This window comes from Aureibaculum algae, from assembly GCF_006065315.1.
GTDB lineage: Bacteria > Bacteroidota > Bacteroidia > Flavobacteriales > Flavobacteriaceae > Aureibaculum > Aureibaculum algae.
Window position 1 is genome coordinate 335,603 of sequence record NZ_CP040749.1, and the last position, 24,231, is coordinate 359,833.

At 41.4% G+C, this 24,231-nt stretch carries 2 protein-coding genes; both read left to right on the forward strand.

The window, feature by feature from the left end:
* Window positions 1-2: 2 nt before the first annotated feature.
* Complete coding sequence (locus FF125_RS01320) at window positions 3-5,141, forward strand: DUF11 domain-containing protein (RefSeq protein ID WP_138948094.1); 5,139 nt, start codon at window positions 3-5, stop codon at window positions 5,139-5,141.
* 10 nt (window positions 5,142-5,151) lie between these two features.
* On the forward strand, window positions 5,152-24,168 hold the full coding sequence (locus FF125_RS01325) for a T9SS type B sorting domain-containing protein (RefSeq protein WP_138948095.1): 19,017 nt from the start codon (window positions 5,152-5,154) through the stop codon (window positions 24,166-24,168).
* The last annotated feature ends 63 nt before the right edge of the window (window positions 24,169-24,231 follow it).

Below are 24,231 nucleotides of genomic sequence, written 5' to 3' on the forward strand. Positions count from 1 at the left end.
TATTGAAAGAAGTAGTAATAAATATTTTTCAGTTGTTTCATACTTATAGTCAAAACTATGCGTTAATGGGTGTTACTACCGTACCCCAAACCGAAAGTGTATTCAAAATGAAGAAGTTTAGAATAATATTTGTGACAATGTTGTTGTTGGCATTTGGCAAAAGTTTTGCACAAAGTATTCAAGTTACCCCTGGAACTGATTTACCAACAGAAGTTATTGCTTGTGGAGATCAAGAGACCTTTAAGTTTAGAGTTTATGGACCCACTGTTGCAGATGAAAAGATTGAAGTTCAGCTACCCTCCGAGTCTGAGTATATTTCATTAGTATCTCCAGCATCTGGAGTTAGTGTTGATGATACTGATTTAAAAAAACCAATATTTAATATAGTATCTGCTCTAGCAAGCCCTTCAAATTTTATAGATATTGAATATTCAGTTCTGACAGGCTGTACTATTGTTTTAGATCCTGAACTTACACATACTTTGGTTAGTAACCCAACAATAAATAAAACGGTTGATTACCCAACAGTTCAGTATTCTGTTCTTGAAGTAAATTCTAATATTGTTCCATCTTCGGCCTCACTTAACGTTAACGATACACAAAATTTCACCTTTACTATTGGTAATGACCCTGTAAGTACTAATGCTTACAGTAGTAATATTTATGCGTATATAACACACAGTACCAATGTAGAGGTTACCTATACAGGTACAGGAACTTTTATTTCGGGAAGTCCTTCGGGGGGAATGGTAACTAATATTATTGCATTAACTTCTGCGGACATAGCAACCGTTGGAGATAATGATAACAAGTTTGAAAAAAATGAGAGTATTGATATTACAATTGCGGCCAAATTATTAGGATGCCCAGCAGGCGGTGGAGAAACAATTTCCTATCGAGCGGGTTATGGTGCATGTATCGCTGCGAGCAGTCCTTGTTTAACAGGAAATACATCTACTTCAGGAATAGCTTTAGCATCTGGTGCACCTGAGTTGTATACAGAGGTTGTAAAAAGAGCATGGCCAAGTCCAAGTAATTCAGATACTGCAGAATTCTTATTGAGAAATGACGGTACAGGTGCTGGAGATATTTATAATTTATCATTTGACTTAGGGTTCTCAAATGGAGGAGCGGTTTATACGCCTTCAGATTTTACGAGTTATTCATGGTCAAACTTTAGTGTTAATGGCAATACAGTTGCAAATAGTGGGGCACAAGGGAGTGAAACCAGTTTTCAGTTTGCAACAGATCCAGATGGGGCTGGTGTTGGGTTGGAAGATTTAGATGGTGACGGGTTTTTTGATGATTTACCTGTAGGTAATTCTTTCACTTTAACCAATGAGTTGACTTATAATTATTTGGTTGACACTGCTAACGATACAGCTTGTGATCCAATGTATAGAGGTTACGCTATCGTAAGATGGGCTCATGAATATCAAGATCAATGTGGTGAAACAACTACGTTGGATGTTCCTATGAGCAATAGTGAAAGTTGGAGACCATGGAGTTTTTACAATATGCAACATTCATCGCTAATTGAGAACTCATCAACTGGAAGCTCAAATTTAGTTGCAGGAAGTACTTTTGACTTTCAAATAGAGCAACGAAGTAATGCAAGTATCTCTACTTTAAATATTGCAGGATTATATTGGGAAGTGCATTATACAATACCTGCGGGAGTTATTCCCAATGGTAATGGAACATGGGGAGGGCAACCATTTAATTTAGTAAGTTTTAATGCGGGTACAGGATTAGCCATTTATACATCAAATTCGGCACCTGCTAATTATCGAAATAATCTGGCCTATGATCCAATAATACCCTTACAAGTTGATCCTGCTTGTGCTGGGAGTTTTGTAGGTAGTATCGATTATGAGTATCATTTAAAAGGTGATGCTACTTATGAACCAATTGATTTATGTGGTACAGGACCAACATTTACAGTAAGTTGTGGGTCTCCTGGGCCTTCAGTTTGTGTATCTAATTTTTCTTTAGACAGAACTACTTTTGGTTTTACAGATAATACGGAGACTACCTCAGTTACAGCTGCAACTACCGGAATAAGAACAGATCATGTGTTAGAAGGTGATATGGTGCGTTGGCATTTAGAAGTTGATGTAAGTGAAAATAACTTAGTTACATTAGATGCATTATTAGAATATGATACAAAAGATTGGTTTGGTACGCAAGGTGATGGTGGTATTAAGGCATTAAGGGTGGAGTATCAACCTGCGGGTGGTGGTGCGTCAACCGTTTCAACCAATTTAAGTCAGTATAGTTATACTGCCAACAATGCTGGTAAAACAAACCATAAAGTTGATCTACGTGGAGGTGATTTTACATTAACCAATCCAAGTATTGGAGCTCGATATATCATTGACGTTGATTTAAAAGTATCTGAAGATGCATCATTTACTGATACCGCTTTTGAATCCTTAACAGGCATATTAGCCTCTTCACCGGCCACTTCGTTGTTAAATCCAACAGTCCATACCTGTAATTATTTGACAGAAGAATTAGGAATGTTAGAATACTATGACACCTTAAGAACAGATTTAAGACAACAGAGTACCACTTTTGACGGTTGTGATGTTATTGATACTGGAGCACGTTTTTCTGTTGCTAGATTTTCGAAAATTGGCGATCTTTTTCCAAATGAGTTTAGAAATATTGCTCATTTAAAACAAGTAGATATTTTGGTGCCAATAGGAGTAGATTATGTTCCTGGTAGTTCCCTTCAAAATACCTATCCTAATCAAACAAATCAACCCATTGCTGACCCGATTATTACGTATAACTTCGAACCAGGTTTTAATAAATATTCATGGGTCAATCCGGGTAACTGGACAAGAGGAAAAGCTACTGTGAGTTGGGGAATCAAAGAAGTTAAGTTTCAGGTGGTGCCAAATTGTAATGTAAGCAATTGGTCATATTCTGGAGAAAGGTTTGGAATATCGATATTACCAACTTCTGAAATGGAATATTTTAGAAATGTGACCAATCCGGGTAGAATAGTAAATCCTGCCAGAAGAGATATACCTCGACCAACTCAATATATTCCATTAAGTTATACCTTAAGTTCGGCCACACCAACAGTTTCAACAGAAACAAATGCTGCAATTTGGGATGTTCAAATAAACAATACAAGTTCAGGTGGAGGTATATTAAATAACACTTGGTTGGCCATCGATGTGCCAAATAATAATATAGTTCCTACATTATGGATTGGTGCAACGCAAATTCCTTTGACAGGTTATGGTACTGGAAAATATTGGGCTCAAATAGGTTTTGTTTCCGCTGTAGGTCTCAATTTAGAAATAAGATCTGATAACTTTACAGTGTGTGATACGGATACGTTTAATGTAACTGTTGGTCAAAATTGTGCGAGTTATCCTACAGATCCAGATACAGGATATCCAGTAACTGGGGGATCAGGTAATTATATTTGTAATACAGAAACAATTCCATTAACGTTAACAACACAAGAACCCTCAATAAATGTAGGTACAACATTGGGTATTCCACCGGCTACTTATGATTTTTGTAGCATAGTGCCTTACGAGGTTTCAGTAAATAATGCCGCAAATGGTTATGCTTATGCATTATCAGCTGATATTAGATTCCCAATAGGGATGACTTTAGATAATACTACTGGAATATTAAATTATAATGGAACTGCATATACAGTAGACCCTGCACAAGTAAGTCATAATGTTGCAACAAATACGTATACAGTTGATATTTCAGGAATAACATCACCAATTAGCGGAACGAATGGACTACCAGGAGTATCTGCAGTTGCATCAAACGAGTTTGAATTGACTTTTGACACTAGTTTTGATTGTGATTACGTTTCAGGGAGTAAAATAGGAACTCAAATGAATGGAGAGTCTTCTTGTGGCGATCCTATTGACCCTTCTCAAGGACAGAGTGAAATAAAAACAAATCCAGTAAATGTAACACAAGTACCTTCGAACATTCAATATGCAATGACGGTAACTTCTGATGATAATACCTTACAAGCATGTAGTCAAACAGAAGTAATTGATGTTGAAATAATAAATCAAGGCGTAACAACCGATGGTAGCATAGAATCTATTGTAGCTACTATAGATGATGCTTTTAATTATGTTTCGGGTTCATTTGTAACAGGAACCAACGGCCCTGCAGGGGCACCTGCAGTAACGGTGAATGCTGTTACAGGCAAACGTGAATTAACTTGGACTATGCCAAATGGAATTGCTTCAGGCTCTTCAATTTCTTTTTCTTTTGAAGTTGAGGTGGTTTCTCCAGGTGATGTTTCTTGTACCGATTATGATTTAAATGTATCAACTAGAGTTCAACAATCTATTGATTGTTCAGCAACTGGAGGGGCAACTTGTCCCGCAATTAATAGTATTACATCGCAAGAAGATGAGCCAATTACAGTTGAAAAAAGCACGTTGTCAATTTCATCAACTACAGTAAATTCTACAGTGAATGGTGTTAATTTAGACATTACCGCCGGTTTTAGTTTGGAAAACACTTCATTGATTGATTTAGCTTCAGGTACTGTCGTTTCTGCTTACAATGATGTAAATAACAATGGCTCATATGATCCTTCTGACGTTCTATTAGGATCTAAAACGGTAGCAACCGCTATTGCTGCTGGTAATACAATTAATGATACAATTGATTTTTCAGTGGCCATGGCAAGAGGTTGTAATGTCTTGCTTGTAGTTAATACATCCAACAACAATTGTATTTGTGATACTGCCGAAACAGGGATGGTCTGTAATTCAGATTTAAACCTTACAAAGGTTACAAACAATTCAAACCCAAATCAAGGGGACAATATTATATTTACCTTAACCGTTACCAATAATGGTACTTCGGTACCAACAAACATTGTGGTTAAGGATATTATTCCAACGGATTTTACATATAACCATCCAAATTATACAACAACCCAAGGTTCAGCTACTTTTAGTGCTTTACGTGAGTTTGTTTGGGATTTAGGTGGATTCGCATTACCCATAGGAGATTCAATTAGTTTGACTTACACCGTGACAGTAGATAATTGCGGTGAATTTATTAATCAAGCTGAAATAACAAATAGTTCGTTAAATGACCCCGATTCAACCCCAAACAATGGTAATTAAAGAAATGACCATGAAAAATTTTAATCAAATAATCACAACCAAAATAAGTAGATTTAAAAAATCTATATCCTTATTATTTTTAATGGGGCTTTTTGCGTTTAGTGTTAATGCTCAAACGTATTCTTCTGTTATTAATGTTGTGGAAACTTCAGGAAACACTAATGTTTCTGAAGCTGGTACCGTTTTAAATTTCCGTGCAGAGGTTTTTAATAATGGAGATACAGATTTAAATCCAACATCCTATACTAGTGTTATGTTCCATACTGGAGCCTTGGCATTGACTGGTCCAACGGAAAGTGGAGTAACAAATAGTATACTTGAAGTAGGAGAAACATGGACTTTTACATCTAGTTATACGATTACAGCTGGAGATATTTCAAGCCCTCCCGCTCTTTTACAAAATCAATTCCGTATTCAATATGCCGAAACAGGAACTACAACTTTTTTAAGTGTTAGAACAGCTAATATTTCAGAAGATGATTATGATGAAGTAACAATAACTGTAAAAAGTACAGTCGTTGCTCCAGTGAGTAACGGAGATATAACGGAGTGTAATTCAGGTCAAACATTGGATGCTAATGATGCATTGGTGTCAACAACTAATGTTACTTGGTATGACGCAATAGCAGGTGGAAGTAGCGTTGCTAATCCTACCCTAACAGGTGCAGGTAGTTCAACTTATTATGCAGAAAGAATTGACCCAACTTCAAGTTGTGCTAGTGCGACGAGAACACCAGTTACGTTAACAATAAATGCATTGCCAACAGCAACTATTTCTTATGGAGGTAGTCCTTATTGTGCCAACGGTTCGGCTAATGTAACTCAGACAGGTCAAACTGGAGGAACGTATAGTTCAACTGCAGGACTTGTTATTGATAGTAGTACAGGTCAAATTAATTTAGAAACAAGTGCTCAAGGAACCTACACGGTAACTTATAGCTTTAGTGATGGTACTTGTAGTGATACAACAACAACTAGTGTAAGAATTGACCCATTAGAAAATGCTACTTTTAGCTATGCAGGTTCACCATATTGTCAAGATGATGTAGATCCAATACCGACTATTACAGGTGTTTCAGGAGGAGCCTTTACAAGTAGCCCAGCTGGGTTGTCATTAAATGCTAGTACAGGTGCTATCGATTTAAGTACTTCTTCAGCTAATACATATACAATTACTTATACTACGCCAGGAACTTGTTCAAATAGTTCAGTTCAAAGTGTAACGATTAATTCATTACCAGCTGCAGAAGCAGGAACAGGAGGCGAGCTTACGTGTTCAACAACGACTATTAGTTTAGACGGAGCAGGTTCAGCAACAGGAGCAAGTATTACTTACTTATGGACAGGTCCTGGTACGATTACTGATGCTACTACGTTGACACCAACGGTTGATACGGCAGGAACATATACCTTAACGGTTACTAATACGGCAACAGGTTGTGAGTCTACCGATACAGTTGAAGTAACCCAAGATATAGCTTTACCAAATGTAGAAGCGGGAGCAACAGCAGAGTTAACATGTTCAGTAACGAGTGTAACATTATCAGGAAGCAGTTCTACAGCAGGAGCTACATATTTATGGACAGGTCCTGGTACGATTACCGATGCCACTACGTTGACACCAACAGTTGATACGGCAGGAACATATACATTGACAGTAACAGGAACCAATGGTTGTGAGTCTACCGATACAGTTGAAGTAACCCAAGATATAGCTTTACCAAATGTAGAAGCGGGAGCAACTGCAGAATTAACATGTTTAGTAACGAGTGTAACACTATCAGGAAGCAGTTCTACAGCAGGAACTACTTACTTATGGACAGGTCCTGGAACGATTACCGATGCTACTACGTTGACACCAACAGTTGATACAGCAGGAACATATACATTGACAGTAACAGGAACCAATGGTTGTGAGTCTACCGATACAGTTGAAGTAACCCAAGATATAGCTTTACCAAATGTAGAAGCGGGAGCAACAGCAGAGTTAACATGTTCAGTAACGAGTGTAACATTATCAGGAAGCAGTTCTACAGCAGGAGCTACATATTTATGGACAGGTCCTGGTACGATTACCGATGCCACTACGTTGACACCAACGGTTGATACGGCAGGAACATATACATTGACAGTAATAGGAACCAATGGTTGTGAGTCTACCGATACAGTTGAAGTAACCCAAGATATAGCTTTACCAAATGTAGAAGCGGGAACAACTGCAGAATTAACATGTTCAGTAACAAGTTTAGTATTATCGGGAAGCAGTTCTACAGCAGGAGCTACATATTTATGGACAGGTCCTGGAACGATTACCGATGCTACTACGTTGACACCAACGGTTAGTGCAGCAGGTACCTATACTTTAACCATTACCGATGCAGACAATGGATGTACTGCCACGGATACAGTAGTAATTACAGAAGACATTGCAGCCCCTACGGCAGATGCAGGTACGGATGCGGAGTTAACCTGTTTGGTAACGACATTAAACTTAGATGCCAGCGGTTCATCAGGACAAGGAGCTTTAACCTATGCATGGACCACAGCAGATGGAACGATAGATAGTGGAGCGGCGACAGCTACCCCAACGATTAGTGCAGCAGGTACCTATACCTTAACCATTACAGATGCAGACAATGGATGTACTGCAACGGATACGGTAGTAATTACAGAAGATATTTTAGCACCAACAGCCGATGCAGGATCGGATGCTACCTTAACATGTGCGGTAACGACATTAAACTTAGACGGAACTGGGTCTTCAGGACAAGGTGCACTAAGTTATGCATGGACCACCGCAGATGGAACGATAGACAGTGGAGCAGCAACAGCCACACCAACGATTAGTGCAGCAGGTACTTATACTTTAACCATTACCGATGCAGACAATGGGTGTACTGCAACTGATACCGTAGTGATTACAGAAGATGCAGCCTTACCAACGGCTGATGCAGGCACGGATGCGGAGTTAACCTGTTTGGTAACTACATTAAACTTAGATGGATCAGGATCAACGGCAGCAGGAGTAACTTATGCATGGACCACAGCAGATGGAACGATTGATAGTGGAGCAACTACAGTAACTCCAACAATCAGCTCAGCGGGTACGTATACTTTAACAGTAACCAATACGACTACAGGCTGTGCTTCGTCTGATGCGGTAGTAATTACAGAAGACATTGCAGCCCCTACGGCAGATGCAGGAACGGATGCAGAATTAAACTGTAATGTAACGACATTAAACTTAGACGCAAGTGGATCATCAGGACAAGGTGCTTTAACCTATGCCTGGACCACCGCAGATGGAACGATAGATAGTGGAGCAGCAACTGCCACACCAACGGTTAGTGCAGCAGGTACCTATACTTTAACCATTACCGATGCAGACAATGGATGTACTGCCACGGATACAGTAGTAATTACAGAAGACATTGCAGCCCCTACGGCAGATGCAGGTACGGATGCGGAGTTAACCTGTTTGGTAACGACATTAAACTTAGATGCCAGCGGTTCATCAGGACAAGGAGCTTTAACCTATGCATGGACCACAGCAGATGGAACGATAGATAGTGGAGCGGCGACAGCTACCCCAACGATTAGTGCAGCAGGTACCTATACCTTAACCATTACAGATGCAGACAATGGATGTACTGCAACGGATACGGTAGTAATTACAGAAGATATTTTAGCACCAACAGCCGATGCAGGATCGGATGCTACCTTAACATGTGCGGTAACGACATTAAACTTAGACGGAACTGGGTCTTCAGGACAAGGTGCACTAAGTTATGCATGGACCACCGCAGATGGAACGATAGACAGTGGAGCAGCAACAGCCACACCAACGATTAGTGCAGCAGGTACTTATACTTTAACCATTACCGATGCAGACAATGGGTGTACTGCAACTGATACCGTAGTGATTACAGAAGATGCAGCCTTACCAACGGCTGATGCAGGCACGGATGCGGAGTTAACCTGTTTGGTAACTACATTAAACTTAGATGGATCAGGATCAACGGCAGCAGGAGTAACTTATGCATGGACCACAGCAGATGGAACGATTGATAGTGGAGCAACTACAGTAACTCCAACAATCAGCTCAGCGGGTACGTATACTTTAACAGTAACCAATACGACTACAGGCTGTGCTTCGTCTGATGCGGTAGTAATTACAGAAGACATTGCAGCCCCTACGGCAGATGCAGGAACGGATGCAGAATTAAACTGTAATGTAACGACATTAAACTTAGACGCAAGTGGATCATCAGGACAAGGTGCTTTAACCTATGCCTGGACCACCGCAGATGGAACGATAGATAGTGGAGCAGCAACTGCCACACCAACGGTTAGTGCAGCAGGTACCTATACTTTAACCATTACCGATGCAGACAATGGATGTACTGCCACGGATACAGTAGTAATTACAGAAGACATTGCAGCCCCTACGGCAGATGCAGGTACGGATGCGGAGTTAACCTGTTTGGTAACGACATTAAACTTAGATGCCAGCGGTTCATCAGGACAAGGAGCTTTAACCTATGCATGGACCACAGCAGATGGAACGATAGATAGTGGAGCGGCGACAGCTACCCCAACGATTAGTGCAGCAGGTACCTATACCTTAACCATTACAGATGCAGACAATGGATGTACTGCAACGGATACGGTAGTAATTACAGAAGATATTTTAGCACCAACAGCCGATGCAGGATCGGATGCTACCTTAACATGTGCGGTAACGACATTAAACTTAGACGGAACTGGGTCTTCAGGACAAGGTGCACTAAGTTATGCATGGACCACCGCAGATGGAACGATAGACAGTGGAGCAGCAACAGCCACACCAACGATTAGTGCAGCAGGTACTTATACTTTAACCATTACCGATGCAGACAATGGGTGTACTGCAACTGATACCGTAGTGATTACAGAAGATGCAGCCTTACCAACGGCTGATGCAGGCACGGATGCGGAGTTAACCTGTTTGGTAACTACATTAAACTTAGATGGATCAGGATCAACGGCAGCAGGAGTAACTTATGCATGGACCACAGCAGATGGAACGATTGATAGTGGAGCAACTACAGTAACTCCAACAATCAGCTCAGCGGGTACGTATACTTTAACAGTAACCAATACGACTACAGGCTGTGCTTCGTCTGATGCGGTAGTAATTACAGAAGACATTGCAGCCCCTACGGCAGATGCAGGAACGGATGCAGAATTAAACTGTAATGTAACGACATTAAACTTAGACGCAAGTGGATCATCAGGACAAGGTGCTTTAACCTATGCCTGGATCACCGCAGATGGAACGATAGATAGTGGAGCAGCAACTGCCACACCAACGGTTAGTGCAGCAGGTACCTATACTTTAACCATTACCGATGCAGACAATGGATGTACTGCCACGGATACAGTAGTAATTACAGAAGACATTGCAGCCCCTACGGCAGATGCAGGTACGGATGCGGAGTTAACCTGTTTGGTAACGACATTAAACTTAGATGCCAGCGGTTCATCAGGACAAGGAGCTTTAACCTATGCATGGACCACAGCAGATGGAACGATAGATAGTGGAGCGGCGACAGCTACCCCAACGATTAGTGCAGCAGGTACCTATACCTTAACCATTACAGATGCAGACAATGGATGTACTGCAACGGATACGGTAGTAATTACAGAAGATATTTTAGCACCAACAGCCGATGCAGGATCGGATGCTACCTTAACATGTGCGGTAACGACATTAAACTTAGACGGAACTGGGTCTTCAGGACAAGGTGCACTAAGTTATGCATGGACCACCGCAGATGGAACGATAGACAGTGGAGCAGCAACAGCCACACCAACGATTAGTGCAGCAGGTACTTATACTTTAACCATTACCGATGCAGACAATGGGTGTACTGCAACTGATACCGTAGTGATTACAGAAGATGCAGCCTTACCAACGGCTGATGCAGGCACGGATGCGGAGTTAACCTGTTTGGTAACTACATTAAACTTAGATGGATCAGGATCAACGGCAGCAGGAGTAACTTATGCATGGACCACAGCAGATGGAACGATTGATAGTGGAGCAACTACAGTAACTCCAACAATCAGCTCAGCGGGTACGTATACTTTAACAGTAACCAATACGACTACAGGCTGTGCTTCGTCTGATGCGGTAGTAATTACAGAAGACATTGCAGCCCCTACGGCAGATGCAGGAACGGATGCAGAATTAAACTGTAATGTAACGACATTAAACTTAGACGCAAGTGGATCATCAGGACAAGGTGCTTTAACCTATGCCTGGACCACCGCAGATGGAACGATAGATAGTGGAGCAGCAACTGCCACACCAACGGTTAGTGCAGCAGGTACCTATACTTTAACCATTACCGATGCAGACAATGGATGTACTGCCACGGATACAGTAGTAATTACAGAAGACATTGCAGCCCCTACGGCAGATGCAGGTACGGATGCGGAGTTAACCTGTTTGGTAACGACATTAAACTTAGATGCCAGCGGTTCATCAGGACAAGGAGCTTTAACCTATGCATGGACCACAGCAGATGGAACGATAGATAGTGGAGCGGCGACAGCTACCCCAACGATTAGTGCAGCAGGTACCTATACCTTAACCATTACAGATGCAGACAATGGATGTACTGCAACGGATACGGTAGTAATTACAGAAGATATTTTAGCACCAACAGCCGATGCAGGATCGGATGCTACCTTAACATGTGCGGTAACGACATTAAACTTAGACGGAACTGGGTCTTCAGGACAAGGTGCACTAAGTTATGCATGGACCACCGCAGATGGAACGATAGACAGTGGAGCAGCAACAGCCACACCAACGATTAGTGCAGCAGGTACTTATACTTTAACCATTACCGATGCAGACAATGGGTGTACTGCAACTGATACCGTAGTGATTACAGAAGATGCAGCCTTACCAACGGCTGATGCAGGCACGGATGCGGAGTTAACCTGTTTGGTAACTACATTAAACTTAGATGGATCAGGATCAACGGCAGCAGGAGTAACTTATGCATGGACCACAGCAGATGGAACGATTGATAGTGGAGCAACTACAGTAACTCCAACAATCAGCTCAGCGGGTACGTATACTTTAACAGTAACCAATACGACTACAGGCTGTGCTTCGTCTGATGCGGTAGTAATTACAGAAGACATTGCAGCCCCTACGGCAGATGCAGGAACGGATGCAGAATTAAACTGTAATGTAACGACATTAAACTTAGACGCAAGTGGATCATCAGGACAAGGTGCTTTAACCTATGCCTGGACCACCGCAGATGGAACGATAGATAGTGGAGCAGCAACTGCCACACCAACGGTTAGTGCAGCAGGTACCTATACTTTAACCATTACCGATGCAGACAATGGATGTACTGCCACGGATACAGTAGTAATTACAGAAGACATTGCAGCCCCTACGGCAGATGCAGGTACGGATGCGGAGTTAACCTGTTTGGTAACGACATTAAACTTAGATGCCAGCGGTTCATCAGGACAAGGAGCTTTAACCTATGCATGGACCACAGCAGATGGAACGATAGATAGTGGAGCGGCGACAGCTACCCCAACGATTAGTGCAGCAGGTACCTATACCTTAACCATTACAGATGCAGACAATGGATGTACTGCAACGGATACGGTAGTAATTACAGAAGATATTTTAGCACCAACAGCCGATGCAGGATCGGATGCTACCTTAACATGTGCGGTAACGACATTAAACTTAGACGGAACTGGGTCTTCAGGACAAGGTGCACTAAGTTATGCATGGACCACCGCAGATGGAACGATAGACAGTGGAGCAGCAACAGCCACACCAACGATTAGTGCAGCAGGTACTTATACTTTAACCATTACCGATGCAGACAATGGGTGTACTGCAACTGATACCGTAGTGATTACAGAAGATGCAGCCTTACCAACGGCTGATGCAGGCACGGATGCGGAGTTAACCTGTTTGGTAACTACATTAAACTTAGATGGATCAGGATCAACGGCAGCAGGAGTAACTTATGCATGGACCACAGCAGATGGAACGATTGATAGTGGAGCAACTACAGTAACTCCAACAATCAGCTCAGCGGGTACGTATACTTTAACAGTAACCAATACGACTACAGGCTGTGCTTCGTCTGATGCGGTAGTAATTACAGAAGACATTGCAGCCCCTACGGCAGATGCAGGAACGGATGCAGAATTAAACTGTAATGTAACGACATTAAACTTAGACGCAAGTGGATCATCAGGACAAGGTGCTTTAACCTATGCCTGGACCACCGCAGATGGAACGATAGATAGTGGAGCAGCAACTGCCACACCAACGGTTAGTGCAGCAGGTACCTATACTTTAACCATTACCGATGCAGACAATGGATGTACTGCCACGGATACAGTAGTAATTACAGAAGACATTGCAGCCCCTACGGCAGATGCAGGTACGGATGCGGAGTTAACCTGTTTGGTAACGACATTAAACTTAGATGCCAGCGGTTCATCAGGACAAGGAGCTTTAACCTATGCATGGACCACAGCAGATGGAACGATAGATAGTGGAGCGGCGACAGCTACCCCAACGATTAGTGCAGCAGGTACCTATACCTTAACCATTACAGATGCAGACAATGGATGTACTGCAACGGATACGGTAGTAATTACAGAAGATATTTTAGCACCAACAGCCGATGCAGGATCGGATGCTACCTTAACATGTGCGGTAACGACATTAAACTTAGACGGAACTGGGTCTTCAGGACAAGGTGCACTAAGTTATGCATGGACCACCGCAGATGGAACGATAGACAGTGGAGCAGCAACAGCCACACCAACGATTAGTGCAGCAGGTACTTATACTTTAACCATTACCGATGCAGACAATGGGTGTACTGCAACTGATACCGTAGTGATTACAGAAGATGCAGCCTTACCAACGGCTGATGCAGGCACGGATGCGGAGTTAACCTGTTTGGTAACTACATTAAACTTAGATGGATCAGGATCAACGGCAGCAGGAGTAACTTATGCATGGACCACAGCAGATGGAACGATTGATAGTGGAGCAACTACAGTAACTCCAACAATCAGCTCAGCGGGTACGTATACTTTAACAGTAACCAATACGACTACAGGCTGTGCTTCGTCTGATGCGGTAGTAATTACAGAAGACATTGCAGCCCCTACGGCAGATGCAGGAACGGATGCAGAATTAAACTGTAATGTAACGACATTAAACTTAGACGCAAGTGGATCATCAGGACAAGGTGCTTTAACCTATGCCTGGACCACCGCAGATGGAACGATAGATAGTGGAGCAGCAACTGCCACACCAACGGTTAGTGCAGCAGGTACCTATACTTTAACCATTACCGATGCAGACAATGGATGTACTGCCACGGATACAGTAGTAATTACAGAAGACATTGCAGCCCCTACGGCAGATGCAGGTACGGATGCGGAGTTAACCTGTTTGGTAACGACATTAAACTTAGATGCCAGCGGTTCATCAGGACAAGGAGCTTTAACCTATGCATGGACCACAGCAGATGGAACGATAGATAGTGGAGCGGCGACAGCTACCCCAACGATTAGTGCAGCAGGTACCTATACCTTAACCATTACAGATGCAGACAATGGATGTACTGCAACGGATACGGTAGTAATTACAGAAGATATTTTAGCACCAACAGCCGATGCAGGATCGGATGCTACCTTAACATGTGCGGTAACGACATTAAACTTAGACGGAACTGGGTCTTCAGGACAAGGTGCACTAAGTTATGCATGGACCACCGCAGATGGAACGATAGACAGTGGAGCAGCAACAGCCACACCAACGATTAGTGCAGCAGGTACTTATACTTTAACCATTACCGATGCAGACAATGGGTGTACTGCAACTGATACCGTAGTGATTACAGAAGATGCAGCCTTACCAACGGCTGATGCAGGCACGGATGCGGAGTTAACCTGTTTGGTAACTACATTAAACTTAGATGGATCAGGATCAACGGCAGCAGGAGTAACTTATGCATGGACCACAGCAGATGGAACGATTGATAGTGGAGCAACTACAGTAACTCCAACAATCAGCTCAGCGGGTACGTATACTTTAACAGTAACCAATACGACTACAGGCTGTGCTTCGTCTGATGCGGTAGTAATTACAGAAGACATTGCAGCCCCTACGGCAGATGCAGGAACGGATGCAGAATTAAACTGTAATGTAACGACATTAAACTTAGACGCAAGTGGATCATCAGGACAAGGTGCTTTAACCTATGCCTGGACCACCGCAGATGGAACGATAGATAGTGGAGCAGCAACTGCCACACCAACGGTTAGTGCAGCAGGTACCTATACTTTAACCATTACCGATGCAGACAATGGATGTACTGCCACGGATACAGTAGTAATTACAGAAGACATTGCAGCCCCTACGGCAGATGCAGGTACGGATGCGGAGTTAACCTGTTTGGTAACGACATTAAACTTAGATGCCAGCGGTTCATCAGGACAAGGAGCTTTAACCTATGCATGGACCACAGCAGATGGAACGATAGATAGTGGAGCGGCGACAGCTACCCCAACGATTAGTGCAGCAGGTACCTATACCTTAACCATTACAGATGCAGACAATGGATGTACTGCAACGGATACGGTAGTAATTACAGAAGATATTTTAGCACCAACAGCCGATGCAGGATCGGATGCTACCTTAACATGTGCGGTAACGACATTAAACTTAGACGGAACTGGGTCTTCAGGACAAGGTGCACTAAGTTATGCATGGACCACCGCAGATGGAACGATAGACAGTGGAGCAGCAACAGCCACACCAACGATTAGTGCAGCAGGTACTTATACTTTAACCATTACCGATGCAGACAATGGGTGTACTGCAACTGATACCGTAGTGATTACAGAAGATGCAGCCTTACCAACGGCTGATGCAGGCACGGATGCGGAGTTAACCTGTTTGGTAACTACATTAAACTTAGATGGATCAGGATCAACGGCAGCAGGAGTAACTTATGCATGGACCACAGCAGATGGAACGATTGATAGTGGAGCAACTACAGTAACTCCAACAATCAGCTCAGCGGGTACGTATACTTTAACAGTAACCAATACGACTACAGGCTGTGCTTCGTCTGATGCGGTAGTAATTACAGAAGACATTGCAGCCCCTACGGCAGATGCAGGAACGGATGCAGAATTAAACTGTAATGTAACGACATTAAACTTAGACGCAAGTGGATCATCAGGACAAGGTGCTTTAACCTATGCCTGGACCACCGCAGATGGAACGATAGATAGTGGAGCAGCAACTGCCACACCAACGGTTAGTGCAGCAGGTACCTATACTTTAACCATTACCGATGCAGACAATGGATGTACTGCCACGGATACAGTAGTAATTACAGAAGACATTGCAGCCCCTACGGCAGATGCAGGTACGGATGCGGAGTTAACCTGTTTGGTAACGACATTAAACTTAGATGCCAGCGGTTCATCAGGACAAGGAGCTTTAACCTATGCATGGACCACAGCAGATGGAACGATAGATAGTGGAGCGGCGACAGCTACCCCAACGATTAGTGCAGCAGGTACCTATACCTTAACCATTACAGATGCAGACAATGGATGTACTGCAACGGATACGGTAGTAATTACAGAAGATATTTTAGCACCAACAGCCGATGCAGGATCGGATGCTACCTTAACATGTGCGGTAACGACATTAAACTTAGACGGAACTGGGTCTTCAGGACAAGGTGCACTAAGTTATGCATGGACCACCGCAGATGGAACGATAGACAGTGGAGCAGCAACAGCCACACCAACGATTAGTGCAGCAGGTACTTATACTTTAACCATTACCGATGCAGACAATGGGTGTACTGCAACTGATACCGTAGTGATTACAGAAGATGCAGCCTTACCAACGGCTGATGCAGGCACGGATGCGGAGTTAACCTGTTTGGTAACTACATTAAACTTAGATGGATCAGGATCAACGGCAGCAGGAGTAACTTATGCATGGACCACAGCAGATGGAACGATTGATAGTGGAGCAACTACAGTAACTCCAACAATCAGCTCAGCGGGTACGTATACTTTAACAGTAACCAATACGACTACAGGCTGTGCTTCGTCTGATGCGGTAGTAATTACAGAAGACATTGCAGCCCCTACGGCAGATGCAGGAACGGATGCAGAATTAAACTGTAATGTAACGACATTAAACTTAGACGCAAGTGGATCATCAGGACAAGGTGCTTTAACCTATGCCTGGACCACCGCAGATGGAACGATAGATAGTGGAGCAGCAACTGCCACACCAACGGTTAGTGCAGCAGGTACCTATACTTTAACCATTACCGATGCAGACAATGGATGTACTGCCACGGATACAGTAGTAATTACAGAAGACATTGCAGCCCCTACGGCAGATGCAGGTACGGATGCGGAGTTAACCTGTTTGGTAACGACATTAAACTTAGATGCCAGCGGTTCATCAGGACAAGGAGCTTTAACCTATGCATGGACCACAGCAGATGGAACGATAGATAGTGGAGCGGCGACAGCTACCCCAACGATTAGTGCAGCAGGTACCTATACCTTAACCATTACAGATGCAGACAATGGATGTACTGCAACGGATACGGTAGTAATTACAGAAGATATTTTAGCACCAACAGCCGATGCAGGATCGGATGCTACCTTAACATGTGCGGTAACGACATTAAACTTAGACGGAACTGGGTCTTCAGGACAAGGTGCACTAAGTTATGCATGGACCACCGCAGATGGAACGATAGACAGTGGAGCAGCAACAGCCACACCAACGATTAGTGCAGCAGGTACTTATACTTTAACCATTACCGATACAGACAATGGGTGTACTGCAACTGATACCGTAGTGATTACAGAAGATACAAATGTTCCTGTTATAGATAGTGTATCTTCAACAGACCCAACAACAGCTAGTTGTCCAATATTAAATGATGGTACAATAACTATTACGGCTACAGGTTCTAATTTGGTATATAGTATTGATGGAGGAGTAACATATCAAACTTCAAATGTGTTTAATGATTTGACAGCCGGAGGTTCGCCTTATACAATAGCAGTTAAGAACTCAGTAACAGAATGTGAAGTAATTGATCCAACGACAGTAACTTTAACAGCTCCTGGATGTAATGCAAATGTGGTTGTTACAAAAACACAAACAATTGGCCCAGCTACGGTTACAGCTATTGGACAAACATTAGGTTATACGATAACTTTAGAAAATGATGGAGATTTAGATTTAACGAATATAGTTATTGCTGATGTATTACCAGATGGTACCAATGGAAGTTTAACAGGACCGACAGGAGATGCGGGAACAGCGAATGTTATAGATAAAGGCGAAACTTGGACTTACACTATAAGTTATACCACAACATTGGCCGATTTCCAAAGAAGAGCAAATGCAGGTACAAATGTTGTTAATGAAGTTTCAGTAACTACTGACGAAATAGCAATAGCAGAAACAGATACAGCAGAGACGCCTATAGAATATGCAGATTTAAGTATCACAAAAGCAGTAAGTACGAATACACCTAATGTTGGCGATACAGTAACCTTTACATTAACTGTTGCAAATAGTGGCAACAATGCTACAGGAGTAACAGTAGAAGATGTTGTACCTAACGGTTATGGTTCCGTTACGGCAATAACTTCAGGAGGAACTGTAACTGGAAATACAATTAGTTGGTCAGGATTATCTGTTTCAACAGGATCATCAACAGTATTAGAATTTACAGCTCAAGTGTTGGCTACAGGAAATTATGGTAACAGAGCTGAAATAACAGCTTCTGGAAGCGTAGATCCTGATTCTGATCCTACTTCTAGCTTTGATGATGATGATTATACAGATGGAGATGCAGACGATGATGAAAGTAATACAGTAAGTATTAGTCCTAGTGCTGTTTCTGACTTGTCATTAACTAAAACAGTGAACAATGCAACGCCTAACGTAGGTTCAAATGTAGTATTTACATTAACTGTAAATAATGCAGGGCCAAGCACAGCAACAGGCATTGAGGTGACAGATGCATTACCAACAGGTTATACATATGTGTCTGATAATAGTTCAGGAGCTTATGATGACGGAACAGGAATTTGGACAGTACCTAACATCTCTTTAAGTGGTTCAGAAAGTATTCAAATAACAGCAACTGTTAATGCAACCGGAGTTTATACAAATGTTGCAGAAGTAACAGCATCTGACAATACAGATCCTGATTCAACTCCGGGAGATGGTAGCGGTGATGATTATGCTAGTGTAAGTACGAGTCCAGCAGCAGTTTCTGATTTGTCAATGACAAAAACAGTTAACAATGCAACGCCTAACGTAGGTTCAAATGTAGTATTTACATTAACTGTAAATAATGCAGGGCCAAGTACTGCAACAGGTGTTCAGGTGACAGATGTATTGCCAACAGGTTATACATATGTGTCTGATAATAGTTCAGGTGCTTATGTTAATGGAACAGGAATTTGGACAGTGCCAAACATTCCGTTAAGCGGATCTGAAAGTTTACAAATAACAGCGAGTGTAGATGCAACAGGAAATTATACTAACGAGGCTGAAGTATCAGCATCTGATAATTCAGATCCAGATTCAACTCCAGGAGATGGTAGCGGTGATGATTATGCTAGTGTAAGTACAAGTCCAGCAGCAGTTTCTGACTTGTCATTAATTAAAACAGTGAACGATGCCACACCTAACGTAGGTTCAAATGTAGTATTTACATTAACTGTAAATAATGCAGGGCCAAGCACAGCAACAGGCATTGAGGTGACAGATGCATTACCAACAGGTTATACATATGTGTCTGATAATAGTTCAGGAGCTTATGATGACGGAACAGGAATTTGGACAGTACCAAACATCCCGTTAAACGGATCTGAAAGTTTACAAATAACAGCTAGTGTAGTTGCAACTGGTAATTATACTAACGAGGCTGAAGTAACAGCATCTGATAATACAGATCCAGATTCAACTCCAGGAGATGGTAGCGGTGATGATTATGCTAGTGTAAGTACGAGTCCAGCTGCAGTTTCTGACTTGTCATTAACTAAAACAGTGAACGATGCCACACCTAATGTAGGTTCAAATATAGTGTTTACATTGACTTTAAATAATGCTGGGCCAAGCACATCAACAGGTGTTCAAGTGACTGATGCATTACCAACAGGTTATACATATGTGTCTGATAATAGTTCAGGAGCTTATGATGACGGAACAGGAATTTGGACAGTACCTAATATCTCGTTAAATGGATCAGAAAGTATTCAAATAACAGCGAGTGTAGATGCCACAGGAAATTATACAAATACAGCTGAAGTAACAGCGTCTGACAATACAGATCCTGATTCAACTCCAGGAGATGGAGCTGGTGATGATTATGCAACAGTAAATACAACTCCAGTCGCAGTGTCTGACTTGAGTATCACAAAAGCAGTTGATAATTTAACACCTGCAGTAGGTAATAATGTAACATTTACGTTAACCGTAACAAACGACGGTCCAAGTAGTGCAACGGGAGTTACATTTGAAGATGTTGTGCCTAATGGATATGATACTGTAACAGCAATAACAGCAGGTTCATCAGTTTCTGGAAACACCATTAGTTGGTCAGGTTTAACGATTGCTTCGGGTGCATCAGCAACTTATGAGTTTACAGCAAGAGTGTTGGCTGGTGGAAATTATGGAAATAGAGCAGAAATTACAGCATCTGATAATCTTGATTTGGATAGTGATCCAACAACAAGTTTTGGTACTGATGATTTATCTGATGGAAACCCAGATGATGATGAAAGCGATACTATAAGCGTCAGTCCAACTGCTGTATCTGACTTATCAATGACAAAAACTGTAAGCAATGCAACTCCATATGTAGGTTCAAATGTAATATTTACATTAACTGTAAGTAATGCAGGGTTAAGTGATGCCACAGGAGTAGAAGTAACAGATATTTTACCAACAGGTTATACTTATGTAAGTGATAATGGAACAGGAGCATATGATGATGTTACAGGATTATGGACCGTTGGTGATATCGCAAATGCTGCTTCAGCATCATTACAAATAACCGCAGCAGTTAATGCAACAGGTAACTATACAAACAATGCAGAAGTAACAGCTTCAGACAATGACGATTCAGACTCAACGCCTGGTGACGGTAGTGGAGATGATTTTGCAACTGTGGGAACAAATCCAGTGGCAGTTTCTGATTTAGACATGACAAAAACTATTGATGATGCAGCTCCATTAGTTGGTACTAATGTGGTGTTCACATTAACAGTGAATAATAATGGATTAAGTGATGCCACTGGAGTTCAAATTACAGACGTGTTACCGACTGGTTATACTTTTGTAAGTGATGATGGTTCAGGAGCATATGTTTCAGGAACAGGAGTTTGGACAGTGCCAACAATTACAAATGGCAGTTCAGCAACCTTAAACATTACAGCAACAGTATTGGCAACTGGTAATTATGATAATAGTGCTGAAGTAACAGCTTCTGATAATTATGATCCAGATTCTACTCCAAATAATGGAGATACAAATGAAGACGATTATGATATGGTTGAAGTAAATCCTCAGCCAGTATCTGATGTGAGTTTGGTTAAATCGGTAAGCGATTTAAATCCAACTACAGGTGATGTTGTTACATTCACATTGACTATTCATAATGATGGACCAAGTGCGGCAACAGGAATAGATGTAGAAGATGTTGTTCCTGACGGATTTGGAAGTATAACAGCCATTTCTAATGGAGGTGTATTAACAGGAAATACTATAAACTGGAACGGATTAACAATTGCAAACGGAGCAGATTTATTATTAACATTTAATGTTGAAGTGCTTACAACAGGTGCAAACACAACAACAAGTTATTACAATCAAGCTGAAATAACTGGTGGTGATAATATCGATCCAGATAGTGATTTTAATGCTAGTTTTGATACAGATGATTTAGCAGATAGTTTGGATGATGATGATGAAAGTATTGTTGATAGTATCGTAATTAACTTCTTGCCAACGGCAGAAGATGATAATGTAGTTGTAGTTGAGAATTCAACAAATAATAGTATCACCGTATTATTAGACAATGGTAATGGTGTCGATGATTTTGGTAGAGACGGACCAAGTTCAACTCCAATCGTAATTGCAACTGGACCTACAAATGGAACTGCGACGATAAATGATAATAGTACGCCAACGGATCCAACAGATGATTATATTGTATATACACCAACTGCTGATTATGTAGGTGTAGACACTATAACCTATACAATTGAAGACAGTAATGGAGATACATCTACTGCAACATTAACAATTGAAGTGTTAGTTGATACTGATGGAGATAATGTTGCCGATCTATATGATATAGATGATGATAATGATGGTATTCTAGATACTGTTGAAGGTTCTGGTAATTCAGATAGTGATGGTTATCAAGATAGTTTAGATATCGATTCAGATAACGATGGTATTCCTGATAATGTAGAGGCTCAGACAACAGCAGGTTATATAGCTCCTTCTGGAATTGATTCTGATGGAAATGGACTTGATGATGCTTACGAAACATCACCAGGTTCTGGCGAAGGTCTTACACCTGTTAATACAGATGGAATAGATAGTCCTGATTATTTAGATACTGATAGTGATAATGACAATGTAGTAGATAGTATTGAAGGAAATGATGCCAATCATGATGGTATTCCTGATGTTTCTTATAGTGGCAGTGATCTTGATGAAGATGGATTAGATGATGCTTTTGAAGGATTTGATACCAATGACGGTTTTGATGTTAACGACGAAATTGATAATCCGTTAACTGACTTACCAGATACAGATGGAGATGCATCGTTAGATTATAGAGATACTGATGATGATGGAGATGGTGTAGCTACTTTTGATGAAGATATCAATAATAATGGAGATCCATTTGATGATGATTTTGATAATGACTTCCAACCAAATTATTTAGATATTGATGATGATAATGACGGTATCTTAACACTAGTTGAAGGGATAGATAATTTAGATAGTGATACGAATCCTAATTATTTAGATATTGATGCGGATGGAGATGGTATTCCTGATAATGTAGAAGGGCAATCAACAACCGGTTATATAGAACCTTCAGGTTTTGATTCTGATGGAAATGGTTTAGATGATGCTTATGAAACTACTCCAGGTTCAGGAGAAGGTATTACGCCTGAAAATACGGATGGGGCCGATGATCCTGATTATTTAGATGAAGATTCTGATAATGATGGTGTTCATGATTATATTGAAGGACATGATTTAGATCATGATGGTCATCCAGATGTTGATCCAATTGATACGGATACTGACGGTGATGGGTTAGATGACGGTTATGAAGGTTCAAATCTTAATGATATTGATCCTAATGATGAAATTAATGATCCGGCAAATAATCTACCTAATTTTGATTATGATCCAACAGTAGGGGCAATTAATGATGATGTAGATTATAGAGATACTGATGATGATAATGATGGTACGCCAACATATGAAGAAGATGATAATGAAAATGGTATTTGGTATGATGATGATTGTGATTTTGATGGTAAACCTAATTACTTAGATGTAACATCTTGTACAATCATACCTGAGGCCTTCTCACCAAATGGAGATGGTGATAATGATTACTTTATTGTACCATTATTAAGTAGGTATCCAAATTTCAGAATAGAGATATTTGATAGATGGGGAGCTAAAGTATATGACTATAGTAATAAAGGTAAAACACCAGTTGAATGGTGGGATGGATATTCTGATGGTAAAATAACTATTCAGAAAGATCAAAAAGTACCTGTAGGAACTTATTATTATATCATTTACTTTAATAAAGATGATAGAAAACCTGTAACAGGTTGGGTATATATAAATTATTAAGAATTAAATTGAATAGGTCCGAGAAAGCAATGGTTTTCTCGGATTTATTTAAAACTATATTAT